Origin of the sequence: Cobetia crustatorum, assembly GCF_000591415.1 — a bacterium.
Lineage (GTDB): Bacteria > Pseudomonadota > Gammaproteobacteria > Pseudomonadales > Halomonadaceae > Cobetia > Cobetia crustatorum.
Genome location: NZ_JEMF01000056.1, coordinates 49986 through 70926, shown reverse-complemented (window position 1 = coordinate 70926; position 20941 = coordinate 49986). Strand labels below are relative to the sequence as shown.

22 protein-coding genes and 1 pseudogene are annotated in these 20941 nt (G+C 62.5%); 16 read left to right on the top strand and 7 right to left on the bottom strand.

The window, feature by feature from the left end; genetic code table 11:
* The 3 genes and pseudogenes from BF12_RS0112360 to araD1 all read left to right on the top strand — a co-directional run.
* Nucleotides 1-612: 4-hydroxythreonine-4-phosphate dehydrogenase PdxA (locus BF12_RS0112360; protein WP_024952544.1), on the top strand; the 612-nt coding region annotated here is incomplete at its 5' end.
* A gap of 60 nt (nucleotides 613-672) precedes the next feature.
* The gene (locus BF12_RS0112355; RefSeq protein ID WP_024952543.1) at nucleotides 673-1845 is read left to right on the top strand and encodes an L-rhamnonate dehydratase; all 1173 of its coding nucleotides are present in this window, start codon (nucleotides 673-675) and stop codon (nucleotides 1843-1845) included.
* A 10-nt stretch (nucleotides 1846-1855) separates the two neighbouring features.
* Nucleotides 1856-2868, top strand: a pseudogene (araD1, locus tag BF12_RS19945) (AraD1 family protein).
* A 10-nt stretch (nucleotides 2869-2878) separates the two neighbouring features.
* Here araD1 and BF12_RS23155 read toward each other — a convergent pair.
* Nucleotides 2879-3001: a hypothetical protein gene (locus BF12_RS23155; protein ID WP_282705496.1), complete on the bottom strand. Its 123-nt coding sequence runs from the start codon at nucleotides 2999-3001 to the stop codon at nucleotides 2879-2881.
* Between the two features lie 42 nt (nucleotides 3002-3043).
* On the opposite strand from BF12_RS23155, the gene BF12_RS0112340 reads away from it, so the two are divergent.
* From BF12_RS0112340 to BF12_RS0112300, 10 genes are all read left to right on the top strand, one after another.
* Nucleotides 3044-4042, top strand: coding sequence for a TRAP transporter substrate-binding protein (locus BF12_RS0112340; RefSeq protein WP_024952542.1), 999 nt, complete (start codon nucleotides 3044-3046; stop codon nucleotides 4040-4042).
* Nucleotides 4043-4080: 38 nt separating this feature from the next.
* Nucleotides 4081-5115, top strand: a complete 1035-nt coding sequence (locus BF12_RS0112335) for an amidohydrolase family protein (RefSeq protein ID WP_024952541.1) — start codon at nucleotides 4081-4083, stop codon at nucleotides 5113-5115.
* A gap of 68 nt (nucleotides 5116-5183) precedes the next feature.
* On the top strand, nucleotides 5184-6227 hold the full coding sequence (locus BF12_RS0112330; RefSeq protein ID WP_051510974.1) for a TRAP transporter substrate-binding protein: 1044 nt from the start codon (nucleotides 5184-5186) through the stop codon (nucleotides 6225-6227).
* 94 nt (nucleotides 6228-6321) lie between these two features.
* Nucleotides 6322-7059, top strand: a complete 738-nt coding sequence (locus BF12_RS21220; protein ID WP_051510973.1) for a TRAP transporter small permease — start codon at nucleotides 6322-6324, stop codon at nucleotides 7057-7059.
* Nucleotides 7056-8336: a TRAP transporter large permease subunit gene (locus tag BF12_RS0112320; RefSeq protein ID WP_024952538.1), complete on the top strand. Its 1281-nt coding sequence runs from the start codon at nucleotides 7056-7058 to the stop codon at nucleotides 8334-8336. The genes BF12_RS21220 and BF12_RS0112320 overlap by 4 nt, the downstream gene beginning before the upstream one ends.
* A gap of 146 nt (nucleotides 8337-8482) precedes the next feature.
* Nucleotides 8483-9529, top strand: coding sequence for a TRAP transporter substrate-binding protein (locus BF12_RS0112315; RefSeq protein ID WP_024952537.1), 1047 nt, complete (start codon nucleotides 8483-8485; stop codon nucleotides 9527-9529).
* 100 nt (nucleotides 9530-9629) lie between these two features.
* Nucleotides 9630-10565 (top strand): YncE family protein, encoded by a 936-nt coding sequence (locus tag BF12_RS0112310; RefSeq protein WP_024952536.1) that lies wholly within the window; start codon nucleotides 9630-9632, stop codon nucleotides 10563-10565.
* Nucleotides 10566-10608: 43 nt separating this feature from the next.
* A complete protein-coding gene (locus BF12_RS22460; protein WP_051510971.1) occupies nucleotides 10609-11100 on the top strand; it encodes a hypothetical protein in 492 nt (163 codons plus the stop codon).
* The gene (locus BF12_RS22455) at nucleotides 10983-11666 is read left to right on the top strand and encodes an amidohydrolase family protein (RefSeq protein WP_211242450.1); all 684 of its coding nucleotides are present in this window, start codon (nucleotides 10983-10985) and stop codon (nucleotides 11664-11666) included. Before BF12_RS22460 ends, BF12_RS22455 begins: the two co-directional genes overlap by 118 nt.
* Before the next feature lie 42 nt (nucleotides 11667-11708).
* Nucleotides 11709-13289 carry an aldehyde dehydrogenase (NADP(+)) gene (locus tag BF12_RS0112300; protein ID WP_024952535.1) on the top strand — a complete coding sequence of 527 codons (1581 nt, stop codon included), beginning with the start codon at nucleotides 11709-11711 and terminating at the stop codon, nucleotides 13287-13289.
* Nucleotides 13290-13417: 128 nt separating this feature from the next.
* Here the strand turns inward: BF12_RS0112300 and BF12_RS0112295 are convergent, their stop codons facing one another.
* Nucleotides 13418-14377 (bottom strand): LysR substrate-binding domain-containing protein, encoded by a 960-nt coding sequence (locus BF12_RS0112295; RefSeq protein ID WP_051510967.1) that lies wholly within the window; start codon nucleotides 14375-14377, stop codon nucleotides 13418-13420.
* 137 nt (nucleotides 14378-14514) lie between these two features.
* Here BF12_RS0112295 and BF12_RS0112290 point away from each other — a divergent pair, with 137 nt between their 5' ends.
* A complete protein-coding gene (locus BF12_RS0112290) occupies nucleotides 14515-15483 on the top strand; it encodes a DMT family transporter (protein ID WP_024952533.1) in 969 nt (322 codons plus the stop codon).
* Between the two features lie 160 nt (nucleotides 15484-15643).
* Here BF12_RS0112290 and BF12_RS0112285 read toward each other — a convergent pair whose 3' ends face one another.
* Genes BF12_RS0112285 through BF12_RS0112275 form a run of 4 tightly spaced genes read right to left on the bottom strand, consistent with a single transcriptional unit; the run spans nucleotide 15644 to nucleotide 18530 of the window.
* The gene (locus BF12_RS0112285; RefSeq protein ID WP_024952532.1) at nucleotides 15644-16927 is read right to left on the bottom strand and encodes a TRAP transporter large permease; all 1284 of its coding nucleotides are present in this window, start codon (nucleotides 16925-16927) and stop codon (nucleotides 15644-15646) included.
* The gene (locus BF12_RS21735; protein ID WP_248623696.1) at nucleotides 16924-17319 is read right to left on the bottom strand and encodes a TRAP transporter small permease; all 396 of its coding nucleotides are present in this window, start codon (nucleotides 17317-17319) and stop codon (nucleotides 16924-16926) included. The genes BF12_RS0112285 and BF12_RS21735 overlap by 4 nt, the downstream gene beginning before the upstream one ends.
* Nucleotides 17277-17552 (bottom strand): hypothetical protein, encoded by a 276-nt coding sequence (locus tag BF12_RS22910; protein WP_051510964.1) that lies wholly within the window; start codon nucleotides 17550-17552, stop codon nucleotides 17277-17279. The genes BF12_RS21735 and BF12_RS22910 overlap by 43 nt, the downstream gene beginning before the upstream one ends.
* 3 nt (nucleotides 17553-17555) lie before the next feature.
* Nucleotides 17556-18530, bottom strand: coding sequence for a TRAP transporter substrate-binding protein (locus BF12_RS0112275; protein WP_024952531.1), 975 nt, complete (start codon nucleotides 18528-18530; stop codon nucleotides 17556-17558).
* A 552-nt stretch (nucleotides 18531-19082) separates the two neighbouring features.
* Here BF12_RS0112275 and BF12_RS0112270 point away from each other — a divergent pair.
* Nucleotides 19083-19355: a metal ABC transporter permease gene (locus BF12_RS0112270; protein WP_345917410.1), complete on the top strand. Its 273-nt coding sequence runs from the start codon at nucleotides 19083-19085 to the stop codon at nucleotides 19353-19355.
* A 45-nt stretch (nucleotides 19356-19400) separates the two neighbouring features.
* Here BF12_RS0112270 and BF12_RS0112265 read toward each other — a convergent pair whose 3' ends face one another.
* Nucleotides 19401-19886 carry a MarR family winged helix-turn-helix transcriptional regulator gene (locus BF12_RS0112265; RefSeq protein ID WP_024952529.1) on the bottom strand — a complete coding sequence of 162 codons (486 nt, stop codon included), beginning with the start codon at nucleotides 19884-19886 and terminating at the stop codon, nucleotides 19401-19403.
* Between the two features lie 103 nt (nucleotides 19887-19989).
* On the opposite strand from BF12_RS0112265, the gene BF12_RS0112260 reads away from it, so the two are divergent.
* Complete coding sequence (locus BF12_RS0112260) at nucleotides 19990-20889, top strand: EamA family transporter (RefSeq protein ID WP_024952528.1); 900 nt, start codon at nucleotides 19990-19992, stop codon at nucleotides 20887-20889.
* Nucleotides 20890-20941: the final 52 nt, after the last annotated feature.

Sequence of the window (20941 nt, the reverse complement as noted above, 5' to 3'; positions counted from 1 at the left end):
GAGCTGCACTTCTTCGCCGAGAAACTGGGAGTCGAGGGCTATTTCTGCGAGTTCAACACCCTGGGGACGCTGTGGACCTCACGCATCTCCTCGCACATTCCGCTCAAGGACGCCGCCGAGTACGTCACCCAGGAGCGCATCATCGCCGCCAGCCAGCTGATTCATGACTCGCTGAAACTGGCCGGCTTCGAGCGCCCGCGCATCGCCGTCGCCGCCTTCAATCCCCACGGTGGCGAAGGTGGCACCTGTGGCCGCGAGGAAATCGACGTCATCGCGCCGGCCGTCGCGCGCTGCAATGAACAGGGCTACCCGGTCGAGGGCCCCTTCCCGGCCGACACCATCTTCCTCAAGGCGCGCGATGGTGAGTACGACGCCATCGTGACCATGTACCACGACCAGGGGCAGATCGCGATCAAGCTGCTGGGCTTCAAGTCCGGCGTCACCGTCCAGGGCGGCCTGCCTATTCCCATCACCACGCCGGCCCACGGCACCGCCTTCGATATCGCCGGTCAGGGCAAGGCGGACGTCAACCCGACCCGCAATGCCTTCGCGATCGCCAAGCGCATGGGCACCAACCTGCGTGCGCTGCGCCTCGAGACCGCTTCTGCCTGATGCGCTTGCGCCTCTCGCTCATGAACCTGAATCAACGCCATCCACAACAAGGATAATTCGATGAAGATCACCAACGTCAGAACTCGCGTCTTCGAATGGAAAGGCCACACCGTGCCCCCGACCGCCCACTTCTGCTCCAACGCCATGGACGAGCTGTGGGACAAGGGCGACTCGATGGGCACCTTCCGCTTCCACGGCTGGACAGTGGTGGAGATCGAGACCGACAACGGCCTGGTCGGGCTGGGCAACGTGGCGCTGGCGCCGCGCATCGCCAAGGCGATCATCGATCAGTACCTCACGCCGCTGATCATCGGTCAGGACCCCTTCGACTACGAATACCTGTGGCAGCGCATGTACCGTTCCACCCACGCCTGGGGTCGCAAGGGCATCGGCATGGCCGCCATCTCCGGCGTCGACATCGCCATCTGGGACATCATGGGCAAGGCGGTCGGCAAGCCGGTCTTCAAGCTGCTGGGCGGGCGCACCAAGGAGAAGATCCCCTGCTACGCCTCCAAGCTCTACCGCACCGACCTCAAGGGCATGCAGGAAGAGGCCCAGTCCTATCTGGATCAAGGCTTCACCGCCATGAAGATGCGCTTCGGCTATGGCCCGCGTGATGGGGTCGAGGGCGTGCGTGCCAACCTGGATAGCGTGGCCGCCGTACGGGAAGTCATCGGCGAGGATGTCGATCTGATGCTCGAGTGCTACATGGGCTGGAACCTGGACTACGCCAAGCGCATGTTGCCGAAACTGGAACGCTTCCAGCCGCGCTGGCTGGAAGAGCCGGTGATCGCCGATGACATCGATGGCTACGCCGAACTCAATCAGCTGACCAGCATTCCCATCTCCGGTGGCGAACACGAATTCACCCATTACGGCTTCCGCCAGCTGCTGGAAAAGCGCGCCGTCTCCGTCATCCAGTACGACACCAACCGGGTCGGTGGCATCACCGCCGCGCGCAAGATCAACGCCCTCGCCGAGTCCTTCAGCGTGCCGGTCATCCCGCACGCCGGCCAGATGCACAACTACCACCTGACCATGGCCTCACTGGCCTCCCCGATGAGCGAGTACTTCCCGGTGCATGATGTCGAGATCGGTAACGAGCTCTTCTATTACATCTTCAAGGGTGACCCGGAGCCGGTGAACGGCTTCATCGACCTCGACGAAGAGACCCCGGGGCTGGGCCTTGAGCTGAACAGCGACTACTTCGATCAGTTCAACATCATCGAGTGAGGAAGCCATCATGAGACTCGTCCAACTTCGCACCGCCAACGGCCCACGGGTCGCCGTGGTCGAAAGCCGTGACCAGCTGCGCCTGCTCGACTTCCCGGGCGGCACCTATGAGCTGGCCTCTCGCGCCATTGAGCTGGGCATCGGGCTCAGCGCGCTGATCGAGCAGCACTACTCGCACACCCTGATCGACTACAAGCAGGCCATTGATCGCCAGGAACTGCTGCCGCCAGTCACCCACCCAGATCGCGCGCGCTGCACCGTCACCGGCACCGGCCTGACCCACCTGGCAGCGCCGATACCCGCGACGCCATGCATGCCGCCGCTCAGGCACAACGCGAGGATGACGCCAACGTCACCGACTCGATGCGCATGTTCCGCATGGGCCTCGAAGGCGGCAAGCCCGCCGCGGGTCAGGTCGGCGCGCAGCCGGAATGGTTCTACAAGGGTGACGGCAGCATCGTGGTCGCGCCGGAAACCGCGATCAGCGTGCCGGCCTTCGCCGAGGATGCCGGCGAAGAGCCCGAACTGGTAGGCCTGTACCTCAACGATGCCAATGGCCAGCCGCACCGCATCGGCTACGCCGTGGGCAATGAATTCTCCGACCACATCACCGAGCGCGCCAATTATCTATGGCTGGCCCACTCCAAACTGCGCGCCTGCAGCTACGGGCCTGAGCTGCTGATCGGCGAACTGCCCCAGCACCTGGAAGGCACCAGCCGCATCACCCGCGAAGGCCAGACCCTATGGGAGAAGCCCTTCCTGACAGGTGAGGCCAACATGGCCCACAGCCTGGCCAACCTGGAACACCACCACTTCAAGTACGCCCAGTTCCGCGCGCCCGGAGACCTGCATGTGCACTTCTTCGGCACCGCCACGCTGAGCTTCGCCGATCAGATCAAGGTGCAGGAGGGAGACCGCTTCGAGATCGAACTGCCGGCCTTCGGGCGCGCGCTGCGCAACCCGGTCGCCTTCGAGTCCCACGACAACCAAGCGGAGCAGCCATCCGCCATGGCGGTGCTGTGAACACTGCCGATCAACACTGAAGTAGAGCAAGGATCAGGGTCTTGAGATTTCCGCCATCACACGGCCCTGATCCCGGCAGCACCAGCAGTACCAATAGCAACACCAGCAACACCAGCAACACCAGCGTCAACACGCCGCCAATGCATCACGACAATAACGAGAAAAGGGTTTCGCCATGACAACCTCACGCCACCACACCACCGCCACCCTCCTGTCCGCCACCCTGCTCAGCCTGGCGATGACAGGCACCGCCACTGCCGCCACCTCACTGACCTTCGCGCATGCCCACCCGGTCACCGATTCGCAGCATCTGGCCGCCGAGCGCTTCGCCGAACGTCTCGCCGAGCGCAGCGCGGGAGAATTGATGGTCAAGATCTTCCCCAACGGCCAGCTGGGCAATGACCAGGCGATGATTTCCGGTGTCCGCAGCGGCACCATCGACCTGGAGCTCTCCGGCAACCCCTACTTCAGTGGTCTGGTCAGCGAGCTCAACGTGCTGGACCTGCCCTTCCTGTTCGACACCCGCGAACAGGCCTATCAGGTACTGGACGGCGAGGTCGGTCAGGACCTGCTGACCGCCATGCAGCCTCAGCAGATCGAAGGCCTCGCCTTCTGGGAAATCGGCTTCCGCAACCTGACCAACTCGCGCCGCGCGGTAGAGACCGCCGATGACATCAGCGGCCTGACGCTGCGCACCACACCGAATCCGGCGCATATCGCCGCCTTCCAGGCCCTCGGTGCCAACCCGACCCCGATGCCCTTCGCGGAGCTTTATACCGCGCTGGAAACCCGCACCGTGGATGGCCAGGAGAACCCGGTCAGCCTGATTCGCTCCGCCAACCTGTATTCGGTGCAGGACCATCTGTCGCTGACCGCGCACGCCTATACCGCCGCGCCCTTGATCATGAACAAGCAGACGTTCGACAGCCTCGCCCCCGAACTGCAGACGCTGATCAAGGAAGAAGCCCGCGAAGCGGCCCGCTATCAGCGCCAGCTCAATCATGACAATGAACAGGGCGATCTGGCCTTCCTCGAGGAACAGGGCATGCAGGTCGTGCGCGAGCCCGATACCGCCAGCATGCGGGCCAAGGTCGCCGAGCCGGTGCGCGCCGAGTTCACCGCCAAGCACGGCAGCGAGCTGCTGGAACGCATCGACGCCGCTCTCGCCCACTGATCACGCTCGCCTGACTCGCCACGGGAAGGAAGCTCGCCATGCTCTCTGACTCACTCCAAGCCCCGGTAAAGCCTGCGTCTCTTGCCGAACTGGGCGAGCAACGCGAGCGCTATCTGGCCACGCAGCAGGATGATGACCTGCCGATCATCGATGCCCACATGCATGTCTGGGACCCGACGCGCAATTACCACCCCTGGCTGTGCGATGAGCCGATGATTCCCTTCCGCTACGGCGACTATGCCGCGATTCGTCGTCCCTACCTGCCCGCCGAGCACCTCATGGCAGCGGGAGAGGCGCATCGCGTGATGGGCTGCGTCTACATGGAAGCGGAATGGGCGCGGGGCGATGCGCTCAAGGAAGTGCGCTGGGTCGAGGAGACTGCCCGCGAGACCGGCTGGCCGAACGCCATGATCGCCCAGGCCTGGCTGGATCAGGATGACATCGCCGAGCAACTCGCAACGCTGTGTGAGTCACGTGCCCCCAGAGGCAGCCTGGTCATGGGCATTCGCCACAAGCCGGCCGCGCTGGAACGTCACGATCCGAGGCTTGCCACCCACGCCATGCCCGGCTCGCTGCGCTGCCCGCGTTATCAGTACGGCGTCAGTGAAGTCGCGCGGCGCGGGCTGATCTTCGAGCTGCAGGTGCCCTGGTGGCATCTCGAGGAACTGCTGCCACTGCTGGATCGCCACCCCGAGATGCCGGTGGTGATCAATCACGCCGGCGTGCCCGGTGATCGTCATCCCGACACCCTGCGTCAGTGGTCACGGGCCCTCGCCAAGGTCGCCGCCTGGCCACAGGTGATGATCAAGTTCTCGGGACTCGGTATCGCGGGTCAGCCCTGGCGGCTGGAAGACAACCGTGAGGTCTTTGCCATCGTGCTGCGCCATTTCGGGGTCCACCGCGTGATGTTCGCCAGCAACTTCCCGGTCGATGGGCTGGTGACCTCACTCGATACGCTGCTGCAGGCCTTCAAGGACCTCAGCCGCTCCTTGAATCCCGAACACCGTCTCAAGCTGTTCTGCGACAACGCCGTGCGCCGCTACCGCTTGAACGCTACCGCCAGGCCGGAATGACGACGATCGCCACGACAGCAATTGCCATGAGAAAAACTTCTATAACAACAACTTGCAAGGAATTCGCCATGCTTACCCGCCACGCCCTTTCCCATATAGCTCTGATCAACAAAGCCCTGCTCAAGACAGGCCTGCTCAAGACAGTCTCCGCGCTGGGACTGATCCTGACCTTCGCGACCACTGCCCACGCCGAGATCACCGCGCGCATGGGCACCAGCCTGCCGGATGCCCACCCCCAGACGCTGGGGGCCAAGAAGTTCGCACAACTCATCGAGGAAAAATCCGACGGCGAGATCACCGTCAAGGTGTTCTCCAACGGCATTCTGGGCAACGACGTCAACATGACCTCGATGCTGCAGTCCGGGACCCTGGATTTCACCGTACCGTCCACCGCGACCCTCAGCAGTCTCAATCCTGACTTCAATATCGTCAGCCTGCCCTTCCAGTTCGATGACAGTGCACATGCGGACGCGGTGCTGGATGGCGAGGCCGGCCGAGCCCTGCTCGCAAGTCTCGATGACAAGCAGCTGGTGGCACTCGAGTACTGGGAGAACGGCTTCCGTCACATGACCAACAGCCGCCGTCCCATCGGGACGCTCGAGGACATCGAGGGCCTCAAGATTCGCACCATGCAGAACGCGCTCTACATCGACCTCTTCAATGGGCTGGGTGCCAACGCCGTGCCCATGTCGGTCAATGAGCTGTTTACCGCCATGGAGACCCGCACGGTGGATGGCCAGGAAAACCCCTACACCGTGATCGACGCCAAGCGCTTCTTCGAGGTCCAGAAGTACCTCTCGCGCACCGCGCATGCCTATGACGCCCTGGTGCTGGTCGCCTCGGCAGGCTTCATGCAGTCACTCGATGAGGCGCAGCGTCAGCTGGTCCGCGAGGCCGCCCGAGAAGCCACGCTCTATCAGCGCGAACAGAGCCGCGCCCTGAACGAAGAGCTGCTGAGTACCCTTGAGAAGAAGATGGCCGTCAACGTGGTCGCGGACAGTGAGCGCCAGCGCATGCGTGAGGCCCTGGCACCGGTGATCGAGCAGCACACCCAGGCGCTTGACCCAGACGTGGTGACGCTGTTCCAGGCTGCCCTGGCCGACGCGCGCTGAACAGTTTCATCAGCGCCTGTGTCATCGGTCCCTGACATCAGTCCCAGCCACCGACACGCGGCAACGCCCTTTTCGCTGCAACCGGAGGGGCGCAATGACAGCGCTGCCGCACCGTCATCGAGATGCCTCCTTCGGGGCTGACACCATGAACAAACTGACCCAAGAGATGCCGTTATCCATGTCGATCAAACCGCCCTCCGCCACGCACGCCGAGTCCCGCAAGGCCGCTGGCGCCGAGCAGGAAAAGACAGCTCCGCAGGACACGGCAGCTACGCAGGACACGGCCGCCCCCTCGAACATTGCCGTCGGCATCACGGCGCTGTTCAAGGGACTCGAGAAGACCCTGACCCTGCTGATGGTGCTGGCACTGGTGGCGATGATCGTACTGGTATTCGTCAATGTGGTGCTGCGCTACGGCTTCAACAGCGGCATCTCGATCAGCGTCGAGCTGTCCCGATTCCTGTTCGTGTGGGTCACCTTCATGGGCGCGGTCACGGCGCTGATTCGCCAGGAGCACCTGAGCGTCAATACCTTCGCCGACAAGCTGCCTGCGGCCATGCGCGCCGGGCTGGATCGGCTGGTGACCCTGGCGATGCTCGGCTGCTACCTGATGCTGCTCAAGGGCAGCTACGCCCAGACGGTGCTCAACTGGAGCAACCTCTCTCCCATCAGCGGCATTCCGGTCGGCGTCTTCTATCTCGCCGGCCTGATGGCAGGCGTGCTGATGTCACTGATTCTGCTCTGGCGTCTGCTGACGCCGCTGTCACTGCATGCTGTCACGCCGCGTGTCGCACCGAGCCACGCCTCTGATTCGCAAGGAGATACGCCATGACCATCGGGCTCTTCCTCGGCTCCCTGCTGGCCGCCATCGGCCTGAGCCTCCCCATCGCCTTCGCCCTGCTGGTCAGTGCCATCGTGCTGATGCTGCATCTGGATCTGTTCAACTCGCAGATCCTGGCCCAGAACCTCGTCAATGGCGCGGACAGCTACACCCTGCTGGCCATTCCCTTCTTCCTCACCGCCGGCGAAGTGATGTCGCGCGGCGGGCTTTCCCAGCGCATCGTCACGCTGGCGATGTCACTGGTGGGCCACCGCAAGGGCGGGCTCGGCTTCGTCGCCATCTTCGCTGCCATCGTCATGGCCAGCCTGTCCGGTTCTGCCGTCGCCGATACCGCAGCGCTGGCCAGCATGCTGCTGTCGATGATGCGCAAGGCCGGCTATCCGCTCGGCCGCTCCTCCGGCCTGATGGCCGCCGGTGGCATCATCGCGCCGATCATCCCGCCCTCCATTCCGCTGATCATCATCGGGGTCGCCGGTGGCATCTCCATCGGCAAGCTGTTCCTCGCCGGCATCGTGCCGGGACTGATCATGGGCGTGACCCTGGTGGTGATGTGGCTGTTCATGACGCGCAAGGAAGATCTGGTGGTCACAAAGAAGGCCAGCGGGCGTGAACGCCTCAAGGCACTCAAGGACAGCTTCTGGGCCATCATGCTGCCGGTCATCATCATCGGCGGCATCAAGAGCGGCATCTTCACCCCGACCGAGGCCGGTGTGGTCGCGGCGGTCTACGCCATCTTCGTCGCCACCGTGGTCTACCGCGAACTCGACCTCAGCCAGCTCTATGCCGTGCTCGCCCAGGCCGCCCGCAGCACCGCCATCGTGATGTTCCTGGTCGCCGCGGCGATGGTCGCCTCCTGGCTGATCAGCATCGCTCAGCTGCCGCTGATGGTCGCCGGTCTGCTGCAGCCGCTCGCCGATGACCCGCGCATCCTGATGCTCGCCATCATGGGCATCGTGCTGGTGGTCGGCATGGTGATGGACCTAACGCCGACCATTCTGGTACTCACGCCGATCCTGATGCCCATCGTCAAGCTGGCCGGCATCGACCCGGTCTACTTCGGGATCATGTTCGTCCTCAACTGCGCCATCGGCCTGATCACCCCGCCGGTCGGCAACGTGCTCAACGTGATCACCAGCGTCGGCAACCTCAAGTTCGAGAAGGCGGTCAGTGGCGTCGCGCCCTTCGCCCTTGCCTATGTGGTGATTCTACTGCTGTTCGTCGCCTTCCCGCAGATCATCACCGCGCCGCTTTACTGGATGACCGACTGACCCCGTGACAATCAAGACAACCAAGCCGGAAAAGACGACAGGAAGAAGGCAAGACGCCAACGACGCGCCACTTGCTTAGCCATTCGCGAACAAAGCCAGTCGCGAACAAAGACAGCCGCCCACAAGAACAACATGAGAGCCATTCAATGACACCCATGATCAAGACGACCCTCGCCAGCCTGCTGTTGATCGCCCCTCTGAGTGCTGCCCATGCCCAGATGACGCTCAAGCTGGCCCACGCCGCCCCGACCACCGATACCCAGCAGCAGGCGGCCGAGCGCTTCGCCGAGCTGGTCAAGAAAGGCACGGATGGCGAGATCACCGTCAACATCTTCGGCAATGGTGTGCTCGGGGGCGACCAGCAGATGATCGCCGGCGTGCGCAGCGGCACCATCGATATCGAGATGTCCGGCAACCCCAACTTCGCGGGCCTCCAGCCGGCGCTGGGTGCCTTCGATCTGCCCTATATCTTCCCGGACCGCAAGACGGCCTATCAGGTGCTGGACGGCAAGGTCGGCGATGATGCCCTGGCGCTGCTCAAGGAAGATAACCTCAAGGGGCTGGCCTTCTGGGAGGTCGGCTTTCGCGCGATGACCAACTCCAGGCACCCGATCAAGACGCCCGCGGATGTCGACGGCCTGGTGATGCGCACCAACTCCAACAAGTCGCTGATCGAGGCCTTCTCGTTGCTGGGCGCGAATCCGGTGCCGATGCCACTGGGCGAGCTCTACACCGCGATGGAAACCGGCACGGTCGATGCCCAAGACCACCCGATCAGCATCGTCTGGTCGGCGGGCTTCTATGAGGTCCAGGACTACCTGTCACTGACCAACCAGGCCTACACCTCGCTGCTGATGGTGATGAACGACGACAAGTTCGAAAGCCTGTCACCAGAATATCAGCAGGTACTGGTAAACGCGGCGCGCGAGGCCGGTGATTATCAGCGTGAACTGAACGCGAAGAACGAACAGAAGATTCTCGCTGAGCTGGCCGACAAGGGCATGAAGATCGAGACCGACGTCGATACCGCCGCCTTCCAGAAGGCCGTGCTGCCGACCTGGGACAGCTATATCGCCGCCAATGGTCGCGACTGGATCGATGCCATCCAGGGCGCCAGCCAGGCCAGCGCCGATGTAAATGCAAAAGGCGAGCCGCAAGTCACGCAAATCACCACGGCCGCCGTGACGCAGTAACGCCCATCCGTTCTATCGCCTTGCTTACCTGTCACCCAGCGAGGGCGCAAGTCCTTGATAACCGGGTCCCGACGGCACCCTCGCTGATTGGAGAAATGTCATGTCCCGAGATGTTCTGCTGCTCAACCAGAAATGCGCACACACCCTGAGTCTGTTCGACGCCACCAGCGGTGAGGAGCTCAACCATCTGCGCCTGCCGGACTACCCACATGAATTCGTGGTGGATTCCACTGGCCGCTACGCCTTCGTGGGCCACTACGGCATCCTCGGTGCCGACTGCATCGGCGACCAGGGCGGCTGCTCGGTATTCGTGGTCGATCTCGAGACCTTCACGCTGATCAATACGCTCAGTACCTGGCCCTACTATCGCATCCACGGCCTGGGCATTGATGACCAGGACCGCCTCTACGCCATGAGCGAAGGCCACAACACTCTGCTGTTGTTCAATACGCCCCTAGCCCAGACCACGCCAGATCTGGCCGTGTCCTCCGGTGGTTACAAGACCCACCTGTTCGCGCTCACCAAGGCCGGCGACTGGGCCTACGGCATCAATCTGCTCAGCAATACCATCACCAAGTTCAAACCTCACGATGCCACTTTCGCACCCATCGCGATGATTCCGGGCCGCAAACCGGAGGGCAACAGCCTGTCCGCCGATGGCCGTACCCTGTTCATCAGCAACCGCGATGACGACAGCATCGTGGCGGTAGATACCGAATCGATGACCGTACGCGCCTCGGCGACCACCGGCCGAGACCCCAACCGCATCTACCGTGACCCCAAGGGGCGCCTGATCACCACCAATTACGGGGAAAGCTCGCTGTCATTGTTCGATGAGGCGCTGGCGCCGCTGGGCACCATCCAGCTTGAAGCGATTCCCGTCGCGATGAGCTTCCACCCGGATGGCGAACAGGCCTTCGTCTCACTCAAGGGAGATCGCATCGCAGTGCTGGACCTGGAGAGCGGCCAGGTTCGCAGAAGCTTCGCGACACGCGCCGAGCCGGACGTGTCCTGCCTGCTGGTGCGTGACCACTGAGTCAATCGGCACTTGATGCTTCCAACCAGGACATGAGCCAGTCATGACGGATACCACATTCAGGCACGAGCCTTCACACAGCCAGCCGCTGGTCGATGCGCACCATCACTTCTGGGCACTGGATGGCCAGGTAGCGTACCCCTGGCTGGAAGAGTCACCGGTGGAGAACTTCTTTCTCGGCGATTACGCCGCGATCTGTCGGCCCTTTGTTGCCGCGGACTTGAAGCGCCTGGTGCCAGAGGGCTTCCGGCTGGTGGGCAGCGTGCACTGCGAAGCCGAAGCCGCACGCTCGCAGGCACTGGAAGAGACGCGCTGGATCACCCGACAGCAGGCCACTCATGCGCTACCCAGCGCGCATGTCGGCTGGGCCGCCTTCGGCACTGACGAGTGCGCCGCTCAGCTGGACGCCCAGCGTGAATCGCCGCTGTTTCGCGGCGTGCGCGCCAAGCCGGTCACCGCCGCCACGCCCCGGACCCGCCAGTCAGTGGTGGCACCAGCGGCAGTCTGCAGGATCCGCGCTGGCGCGAGGGACTGACCCTGCTCAAGGAGCGTGACCTGAGCTGGGACCTGCGCGTGCCCGCCTGGCATCTAGAAGAGGCGGCCGCGACGCTGGAGGGCTTTCCCGGCTTGCGCGTCATCCTCAACCACAGCGGGCTGCCGTGGGATCGCACGCCGCAAGGCCTTGCCCAATGGCGCGCAGGGATGCGGGCGCTTGCCGACAACGCGAATGTCGCCGTCAAGCTGTCGGAGTTGGGCACGCCCTGGCATGTCTGGGATGCCGGCGCCAATCGCGAGCTGCTGTGTGAAGTACTGGATATCTTCGGTGCCCAGCGCTGTCTGTTCGCCAGCAACTTCCCGGTCTCCGGCCTCAAGGTCAGCTATGGCGACTGGCTAGCGCTGGTGACCAGCGCCATTGAACAGATGACGCGCGCCGACCTGCGCCAGAACACCCTCGACAAGGTACTGCACGACAACGCCATTCACTGGTATCGGCTGCCGATTGCCGCTATCGCATCGCCTACGGACGCTGCCGCTGTAACCAGCTCCACCGCAACCTCTATTACGCCCTCTACTACAACCCACAAGACACCTATGGCCTGACTCAACCTGTCTCAGGGCTTCACTAATCAAGGAGAAGACACGATGTCACTCAACGGTCATCAGCTTATCGGACAACGCAGCTTCGCCGCTCAGGGCGAGGCGATCCACGCCATCAATCCGGCCACGGGTGAGCGTCTGGAGCCTGCCTATCCGGGTGCCAACGCGAGCACGGTGGAAGAGGCCTGCCAGCTGGCCAGTCAGGCCTTCGATGCCTATCGCGCCACATCGACCGACGCGAGAGCCATCTTCCTCGAGACCATCGCCGAGGAAATCGATGCACTGGGCGATACCCTGACCCAGCGCGCCATGCAGGAGACCGGCCTGCCCGAGGCACGCCTGAACGGTGAACGCGGCCGCACCTGCGGACAGCTCAAGCTGTTCGCCAAGGTACTGCGCCGCGGTGAGTGGCAGGATGTGCGCGTCGATCCTGCGCTGCCGGAACGTGCGCCCCTGCCGCGTGCCGACCTGCGCCAGCGTCAGATCCCGCTGGGCCCGGTGGCCGTCTTCGGGGCCAGCAACTTCCCGTTGGCCTTCTCGGTGGCCGGTGGCGATACCGCTTCCGCGCTGGCCGCGGGCTGCCCGGTGGTGGTCAAGGGACACTCGGCTCACCCGGGCACCTCGGAACTGGTCGGTCAGGCCGTGGCGCGCGCCGCCAAGCGTTGCGACATGCCGGAAGGCGTCTTCTCGCTGCTGTTCGGCCCGGGCAATGAGGTCGGCCAGGCGCTGGTCAAGCATCCAGAGATCCAGGCGGTCGGCTTTACCGGCTCGCGCAGCGGCGGCACCGCTCTGCTGGCCCTCGCTCAGGCGCGCCCGCAGCCAATTCCGGTCTATGCCGAGATGAGCAGCATCAACCCGGTCATCCTGATGCCGGCCGCACTGGAAGCCCGCAGCGAAGCGCTGGGCAGCGCATTCGTCGGCTCGCTCAACATGGGCGCCGGTCAGTTCTGCACCAACCCGGGGCTGGTGCTGGCCATCAAGGGCGAAGCATTGGAGCGCTTCAAGCAAGCTGCCATTCCCGCCATCCAGGCAAGTCCGGTGCAGACCATGCTGACGCCGGGCATCCACAAGGCCTATGCCGAGGGCGTGGCGAGCCTGTCCTCACAGCCCGGCATCACCTGCCTGGCCAGTGGTGAAAGCGACTCGCCCATCGCCAGCCCCTGCCAGACCCAGCTGTTCAGCACCCAGGCGAGCGACTTCCTGGCCAATGAAGCCATGCAGGCGGAAGTCTTCGGCTCCAGCTCGTTGATCATCGAATGCGATGATCTCGCTCAGCTCAAGCAGGTCTGCAGCGCGCTGGAAGGCCAGCTGACCGCCACTCTGCACCTGGATGATGCCGATCACGATGCCTCACGTCAGCTGCTGCCGGTGCTGGAGCGCCGCGCCGGACGCATCCTCGTCAATGGCTGGCCGACAGGGGTCGAAGTCTGTGACGCCATGGTCCACGGTGGCCCCTGGCCCGCCACCTCCGATAGCCGCACCACCTCGGTGGGCACCGCCGCGATTCACCGCTTCCTGCGCCCGGTCTGCTATCAGGACCTGCCGGAAGCCCTGCTGCCACCGGAGCTCAAGCACGACGCGCCCTCCGGCATCAGTCGACTGGTGGATGGGGAGCGGGAGGGGTGATACCCCGCCATTGAACAAGGTGAAGTGCAGTCCACAACTGCCAGAAGAGCCACCCCGCGGGGTGGCTCTTTCACGTTCAGGGCTCATATCTAGACACTGTGCTCAGGGCTCATGTTCAGACATTCTGCTCAGTCCTTCTGCCCTGTCACACCGCCCTCTCCAGCCTTGGCGATCAGCCAATCCCGGAACAATCGCGCGGAGGCCGAGAGCGGTCGATCGAGATCAAACACGAGATGCTCCGCGAGGTCGGTGATCGCGCGATGATCCGTGACACGTACCAGCTCGCCCTTGGCGATGGCCTCCGCCGCCATGAAGTCCCATGCCAGTCCGATGCCGGCGCCTCGCTGGATGGCGGCGTAGGTCAGCGTCAGCTGATTGAAGGTGATGTCGGACTTGGGCGGGCGGTAGCGAATACCGAAATGGGCGAACCAATGAGACCAGTCCATGCAGTTCCAAGAGGAGTCCAGCTGAATCAGCGGCCGCTGGGCCAGCTCTTCCAGCGAAAGCTCCTGCTCCTTGATCACATCCGGGCGCGCCACCGGATAGATATCTTCGTGAATCAGCGGCGTGGCACCCAGCGCTGGCCATTCGCCGTCGCCATAGAGGACCGCGAGATCATGGTCCGGCACCATGCTGGCATCCATCTCGTTGCTAGCGTGGATGTGCACGGTGATCTCGGGGTGCTCGGCGCTGAAGCTCAACAGGCAGGGGAACAGCCAGTACTGGGAGACGGCATGCGTTGCCAGCACGCTGACGGTGTCAGGGTGCTGGAGTGCCCGCAGGCGCTGCCCGGCCATCTCGAGCCCTTGCAGCGCCGGGAGAATGTGCTGCTGGTAGAGCATTCCCGCCTTGGAAAGCGTGACACCGCGCGCCTTGCGCACGAACAGCGGCGTGCCAAGAGACGCTTCCAGCGCACGAATCTGCTTGCTGATGGCGCTCTGGGTCAGACACAGCTCATCAGCGGCTCGGGTAAAGCTTCCCAAGCGACTCACGGACTCGAAGGCCGCGAGTCCCTCCAGTGAGGGAAGATGGCGAAAACGTCCTGCCTGGGGGCTCCCTGTATTTGAAATTGTGTCTGTGTTCGTCATTGAGCTCGCGCAGATGGTTCCATGTAGCTCTTTCGCCTCACATTCCTTGATGGAATGTCTGGATGCGGCAAAGTCGCTGCTTCATCGCGAAGTAACGCATTAGAGTGGCCACTTGATCAAGACAAGGGCGACTCATCATGAAGAAAGCAATAGTCCATTCTGGCATGGCAGGCGCCCTCTGGGGAGGCGTCATCGTGTTGCCCTCACTGCTTGGCGACATCCATCCAGTGGTCATCAGCTGCGCGCGTTTCGTGCTCTACGGACTGTTTGCCGCGGCGATCGCGTTACCCCATGCTCGCCGTCTGTCTGCTCGCCTCACTGTGCGCGATACCCGCCTGCTGCTGGAGTTGGCGCTGACAGGCAATGTGGCGTATTTCATCCTGCTGACGGCGGCCGTTCAATATGCCGGCGTGGCCATCGCGGCATTGATCAACGGGCTGGTGCCGGTGGCGGTGATGTTGATCGGGAGACGCCATATTCAGGCGAGCCGCCTGTCCGTGAGCCTGTCGCTGACGCTGATCGCGGTGGGAATCGTCTGCATGAACGTGCCTGTTCTGCTTCGCTTCCTGCAGGGGGCAGGAGAGTGGCGAGACCTGATCGGCGTGCTGTGTGGCTCGCTCGGCGTGATGTCCTGGGCATGGTTCGCGCTGCGCAATGCCCAGCAGCTCAAGGCCGATCGTTTTTCCGCGCGTGAATGGTCCACCCTGCAAGGCATCGCGACCGGGGTCGTGGCAGTGATGATTCTTGTGCTGGTCGCCGTCTTGCAGCCGCGGATATTGCCACTGGAGCTCTCGTCTGAACGCTGGCTGGCCTTCGCTGCCGCAGCCCTGTTCATGTCGGTCGGTGGCTCCTGGATCGCCAATGCCCTTTGGAATTCCTCGGCCCAGCGCCTGCCGGTGTCGGTAGGCGGACAGATGATCGTCTTCGAGACCTGCTGTGCGTTGCTCTACGGATATCTGCTGGCATGGCAATGGCCGCAGACCAATGAAGTGCTGGGCATGCTGTTGATTCTCGGCGGTGTGATGTGGACGCTACGCGCCGAGCAGCGTGTGCCCGGCCCTCGAGAGGTTGCGAAAGGCGTACCTGTCACTGGGTCAGAGCAGTGAAATACCCCACCTGATGAAGCCTGGCCTGGCCGATGATCATTCCCCGCACATTTCACTCGCCTATTTCACTCGCCTATTTCAGACACGCCAAGGCCGCCCTTTGAGGCGGCCTTGCGTGTCTGGCGGGCAGTCTCCACCACTGCCCTCTCAGCCATAGTGCTTAACCATAGAAGTGCTCGACAAGACTCATGGGAATCGCTGGCACGTAGGTGACCAACATCAGCACCAGGAAGAGCACGAAAATCATCGGCAGATTGACCTTGGTGGTTTCCCACATGTCCGTCTTGGCGATGGAGCATGAGGTGGCCAGTACCGAGGCAACAGGCGGCGTCTGCTGACCGATGGCCAGATTGAGGGTCAGGATCAGGCCAAAGTGGATGGGGTCGATGCCGATCTGCTGGATCAACGGCATCACGATCGGTACCACCAGGATGATGGCAGCGGCACCATGCAGGAACATGCCGAGCAGGAGCAGCAGGATGTTGAGCAACGCCAACACCGCCACCGGGTCTGTGGTGATCGCGGTGATTTCCTGGGCCAGCTGTTGCGGTAGCTGCATCTCGGTGAGGAAGAGCCCCAGCACCGCGGATGTGGCGACCAGCAGCATCACGACGGAGGTCTGGATCACGCCATCGATCACCGCGCGATACAGCACCTGCAGGTTCAGCTCACGATAGACCAGCCCCCCGATGACCAGCGCCGCCAGCACGGCGATGCCCGCGCCTTCGGTGGCGGTCACGAAGCCGCCGAAGATGCCGCCCAGAATGATGACCGGCAGCGTCAGGGCCCAGAAGGCCTCGCGAAACGCCTTGCCGAGTGTCGACAGCGAGAAGGCAGCCTCACGCGGCATGTCGTACTTGCGGGCGTAGTAATAGCAGAGCATCGCCAGCCCCAGACCACCCAGAATCCCCGGGATGATGCCGGCGACGAACAGCTTAACGATGGAGGTGTCCGCGATGGCCCCGTAGAGAATCATTGACAGCGACGGCGGAATGATGATAGCAAGCGACGCCGAAGACGACGTGATCGCCGCCGAGAACTGCGGCGTGTACTTGCGCTTCTTCATCTCGGGAATCAGCACCGAACCCGTCGCGGCCACATCGGCCACCGCAGAGCCGGAAATCTCGGCGAAGAACAGCGATACCCCGACATTGACCATCGCCAGACCACCCCGCACAAATCCAACCATGGCCGTGACAAGATTGATCAGTCGCATGGAGATGCCCGAGGTATTCATCAGCGCGCCGGCCAGAATAAACAGCGGAATCGCGATCAGCGGGAACTTGGTGGCGCCATTAAAGAGCGTCAGTGGCACGTTCACCAGCGCATCCACGCCCATGAAGATCACCACTCCGACGACCCCGACGGTGCCGATGGCGACCGCAATGGGCACGTTGATCAACACCAGTGCGAACAGCGCCGCGATAATGATCAGTAGCGTCATGAACGGTGCTCCTTGAGGTCTTGCTCGGCGAGACGGATGGCTTCCGCGATCTCTTCCTCTTCGCTGTTGACGCCTGCACACATCTTGCGCCAAGCATGAGGCAGACTCAGCAGTTCACACAGAATGAAGAGCGCCGCACTGATCGGAATCACCGACTGGGTGACATCCAGACCGATGGTCGGCAAGGCGATGAGGGAGTCCCAGGCCAGCACGTCCAGCACCTGGTAACCGAACCAGCCCACCACGGCAAAGAATCCGATCACGATTAGCTCAGAGGTAATGAACAGCGAACTGCGCAGCGCGATGGGCGCCTTGGTGATCAGACCAGGGAAGCCCATGTGGGAACGCTTCAGAGCCGCCAGACCAGCGCCATAGAAGCTGAGCCAGGCCAGATTGATCGAGGCGACCTCGTCATACCAGGCAAGGAGCCACCGAAGGTGCGCAAGGCCACCGCCGCCAGCACGATCATCGTCAGGGAGAGCAGCAACCCGACGGTGAATACTTCCAGGCAGCGTTCCACCACCCAATTGACTCTGTCCAGCAGCGTCACGTCAGCCGTGGCCGTCAGTCCTTCCCCACTCTCGGTGGGGAAGGTTGCCTTGGCCGCATGGGAATGCGAGCTCATGACTTACTCCTTGGCCAGTGCCATGGCTCGGTCAACCAGTGCCTGGCCACCGTCGACCTTATCGGAGAACGCCTGATAGACCGGCGCACTCGCGGTGACGAAGGCATCCCGATCCACCTCATTGACGGCCATGCCGCCCGCCTTGAGGCTCGCCAGCAGCTTGTCATCCAGTTCTGCACCCTTGGCAAAGGCCCAGCTCTGGGTCTCGGCGGACACCTCGGCAATCGCGGCCTTCACGTCCTCGGGCATCTTGCCCCAGCCGGCCTGACTGCTGGTCAGCCAGATGGGCGAATAGACATGATTGGAGAGTGACAGGTACTTCTGAACCTCCTGGAACTTGGCGCCATCGATGTTGGACAGCGGGTTCTCCTGGCCGTCGACCACCCCGGTCTGGAGCGCCACGAAGACTTCCGAGAAGGCCATCGGTGTCGGATTGGCACCCCACGCCGTGAACATGCCGGTACGCCATTCGCTCTGCGGGGTACGCAGCTTCAGCCCGTCCAGATCTTCCGGCTCCACCACGGGATGTTCATTGTTGGTGATCTGGCGGAAGCCGTTCTCCCAGGTGGAGACCAGCTTGAGGCCCTTGGCCTTGGCATCCTCGGCCAGGTCCGTCATCACGATCTCGTCATCGATGCGCTTGAGATGCTCTCGATCCTTGACCATGAACGGCATGTCAAACAGCGCAAAGCTTGGCGAGACAGACGACATCACCGAGGAAATCGCGGCCAGATCGACCGTGCCGAGGCGCAGCTTCTGGATCAGCTGGCGCTCATCGCCCAGCTGGCCACTGTGGTAGTACTCGACCTGATGCTCATCCCCGAGTCGAGCCTGCAGGCTATCGGCGAAATGTTGTGCAGTCTGGCCCTGCAGACTGTTGGGGCTACCACCGATGGCAAACACGATCTTCTCGGCATGCGCAAGGGTGGTACCCAAGGCGGCGGCTAACAGCGTGGCGGCAAGCATGGCTCGCTTCATTGTCGAATCCCTTTGATTGTTCTGTTGTGGGGTATGGACGTATCGGGTCTGGCTTGCTGCTTGATCGCTCCGGACCTGAGTCTGTGTTGGCGAGACTGACTCACGTGCGTCACGTTCAAATTCCCCCCTTCAAGTGGACTGCAAACCATACCAGATGAAGCAAAACTTAGTCGCCCACCGCCGCATCGGTCAATCATAGCGCCGCAGAAATAGACCTTTGTCTAGCAAAACACGCAACAATCCTCCTTCCACAGCTTCATCTGGACTGGATGGCAAACCACACACCGACATCAACCGCCTGCTGTCGTCAGCCGCGGTGTTTGGAGGTTTTTCAGCCCTGCAAAACCAAAAGCCCCGCCGATTTCCTCGGCGGGGCGTGCATGCGGACCAGAGACGTCAACGTCTCGAAATAGGGCGTAACTGAAGAACGAAGCTGAAGGACCATGCTAGACGTCACTCAGTCACGGCGACCCCAAGCCACGGCGTCGTGAGGGTGCATACTTTCGACATGCCGCACGTGGACATATGCCTCGCCCTCGGTGATCGCCAGCCATTGATCAACCTGCGTGCGGCGCCTTCGACGAACATCAGATTCTGACCATTGAGCGCCGCTTCTGTCACACCCCGGAGCTGATGACTATAGCCGCCGCCATCATCGGCGAAGTCTCCACCACCGGCGGACTGCAGGCATCTTACTGGCTGGGTGCCCCCACCGGCCCCACCATCGTGTGCCTGGCCACCCTGCTGTTTGCCCTGAGCAGTGCAGCGGCACGCATCTCACGCCTTGTCTCACAGACCGGCAGCGAAGCGTCTCCTCAAGGGTGAGCTGGTGCATGCCCATACAGAGGCCCGATGAGTGCTGCATGATAGCTAGCGTTGTTCATCAGTCATCAGCTTGCGCAGCAGACAGGCAAGCTGATGTTGCTCATCACTGTCCAGCGCACTCGCCATCCGGTGCTGATTCTCGACATGCGCTTCCAGAGTGGTGTCGATCAGATGACGCCCTGCTTCCGTCAGCGCGACGCGATTGCTGCGCCGATCCTCATCACTGGCCTGGCGCTGCAACAACCCTCGCTTCACCAGCTGATCTATCCGCGTGCTCATGGCACCGGAAGAGAGCATCAACGTCTGATACAGCTGGGTCGGGGTCAATGGCGCCTGTGAACGTCGCAGCGTCGCCAGGATGTCGAACTCGACAGTCGACAGGCCCTCCTTCTCGAATACCTGCTCCATCCTCGAGCCAAACACGCGACCTGCCCGACTGATACGCCCGAATATACCCATCGGCCGACAATCCAGATCGGGGCGAGCCTCCTCCCACTGCGCAAGAATGCGATCCACGGCATCCGTCATCATGAAACCTCCCAGTTATCTTTCCAAAAAGATACTTTGATGACGGCGAGTTTGCGAGTACTCTCACATCTATCTTTCTAGAAAGATACTTCAAGGAGAGACAAATATGCCATCTTCACACCTGAAGGTTGTCGCCATGACCGCCACGGCCCCGATCATATGGGGAAGTACTTACCTGGTGACACAGACCCTTCTCCCTGCCGACACCCCACTCACCGCAGCCACCATTCGCGCCCTGCCCGCGGGAATGCTGATTCTGCTCTGGACTCGACAGACCTTGTCGGGAGGGTGGTGGGTGAAGGCCATGGTGCTGGGTACTCTCAATATCGGACTCTTCTTTACCTGCCTGTTTGCCGCTGCCTACCGCATCCCCGGCAGCATGGCCGCCTTGCTGCTGGCAAGTCAGTCGGTGTGGGTTCTACTGCTGAGCCACTGGTGGCTGGGGACAGGCTTCAGCATGACAGCCGCAATGCAGTGTGGACTGGGCATGGTCGGAGTGGTGCTGCTGCTCAATCCCGGCCAAGGTGGGCTGGACATGACAGGGGTCGGGATCGCGCTGATCGGTGCTGTCTCGATGGCCGCCGGCATCGTACTCAGCAAGCGCTGGCAACGTCCGCCCGACGTCAGTCAATTGAGTCTGACGGGCTGGCAATTGATCTTCGGTGGACTGTTGTTGCTGCCCCTGGCCGCCTGGTCGGAAGGCATACCGACCAATCTCGAGCTGCAACATCTGCTGGGCTATGGCTACCTGATCCTGCCGGGTGGAGTGCTCGGCTATGGCCTCTGGTTTGCCGGCATCCAGCGATTGCCCGCCTTCTCCGCATCACTGCTGGGTATCTTCAGCCCGCTGACGGCAACGGTGCTGGGTTTTGTGTGGATGGGCGAGTCATTCGGCCCCCTTCAATGGCTTGGCACTTTCTGCATCGCTTCTGCCCTGACATTCCCCCTCTGGGTATCGCTCAAGCGACGTAGCGCTCAGCCAAACCGTCATGAGTTGACTCCATGACCCACCGGGGGGAAACCGACGTGCATGGGCAGCCGGCCGTTAACGGGAAGGC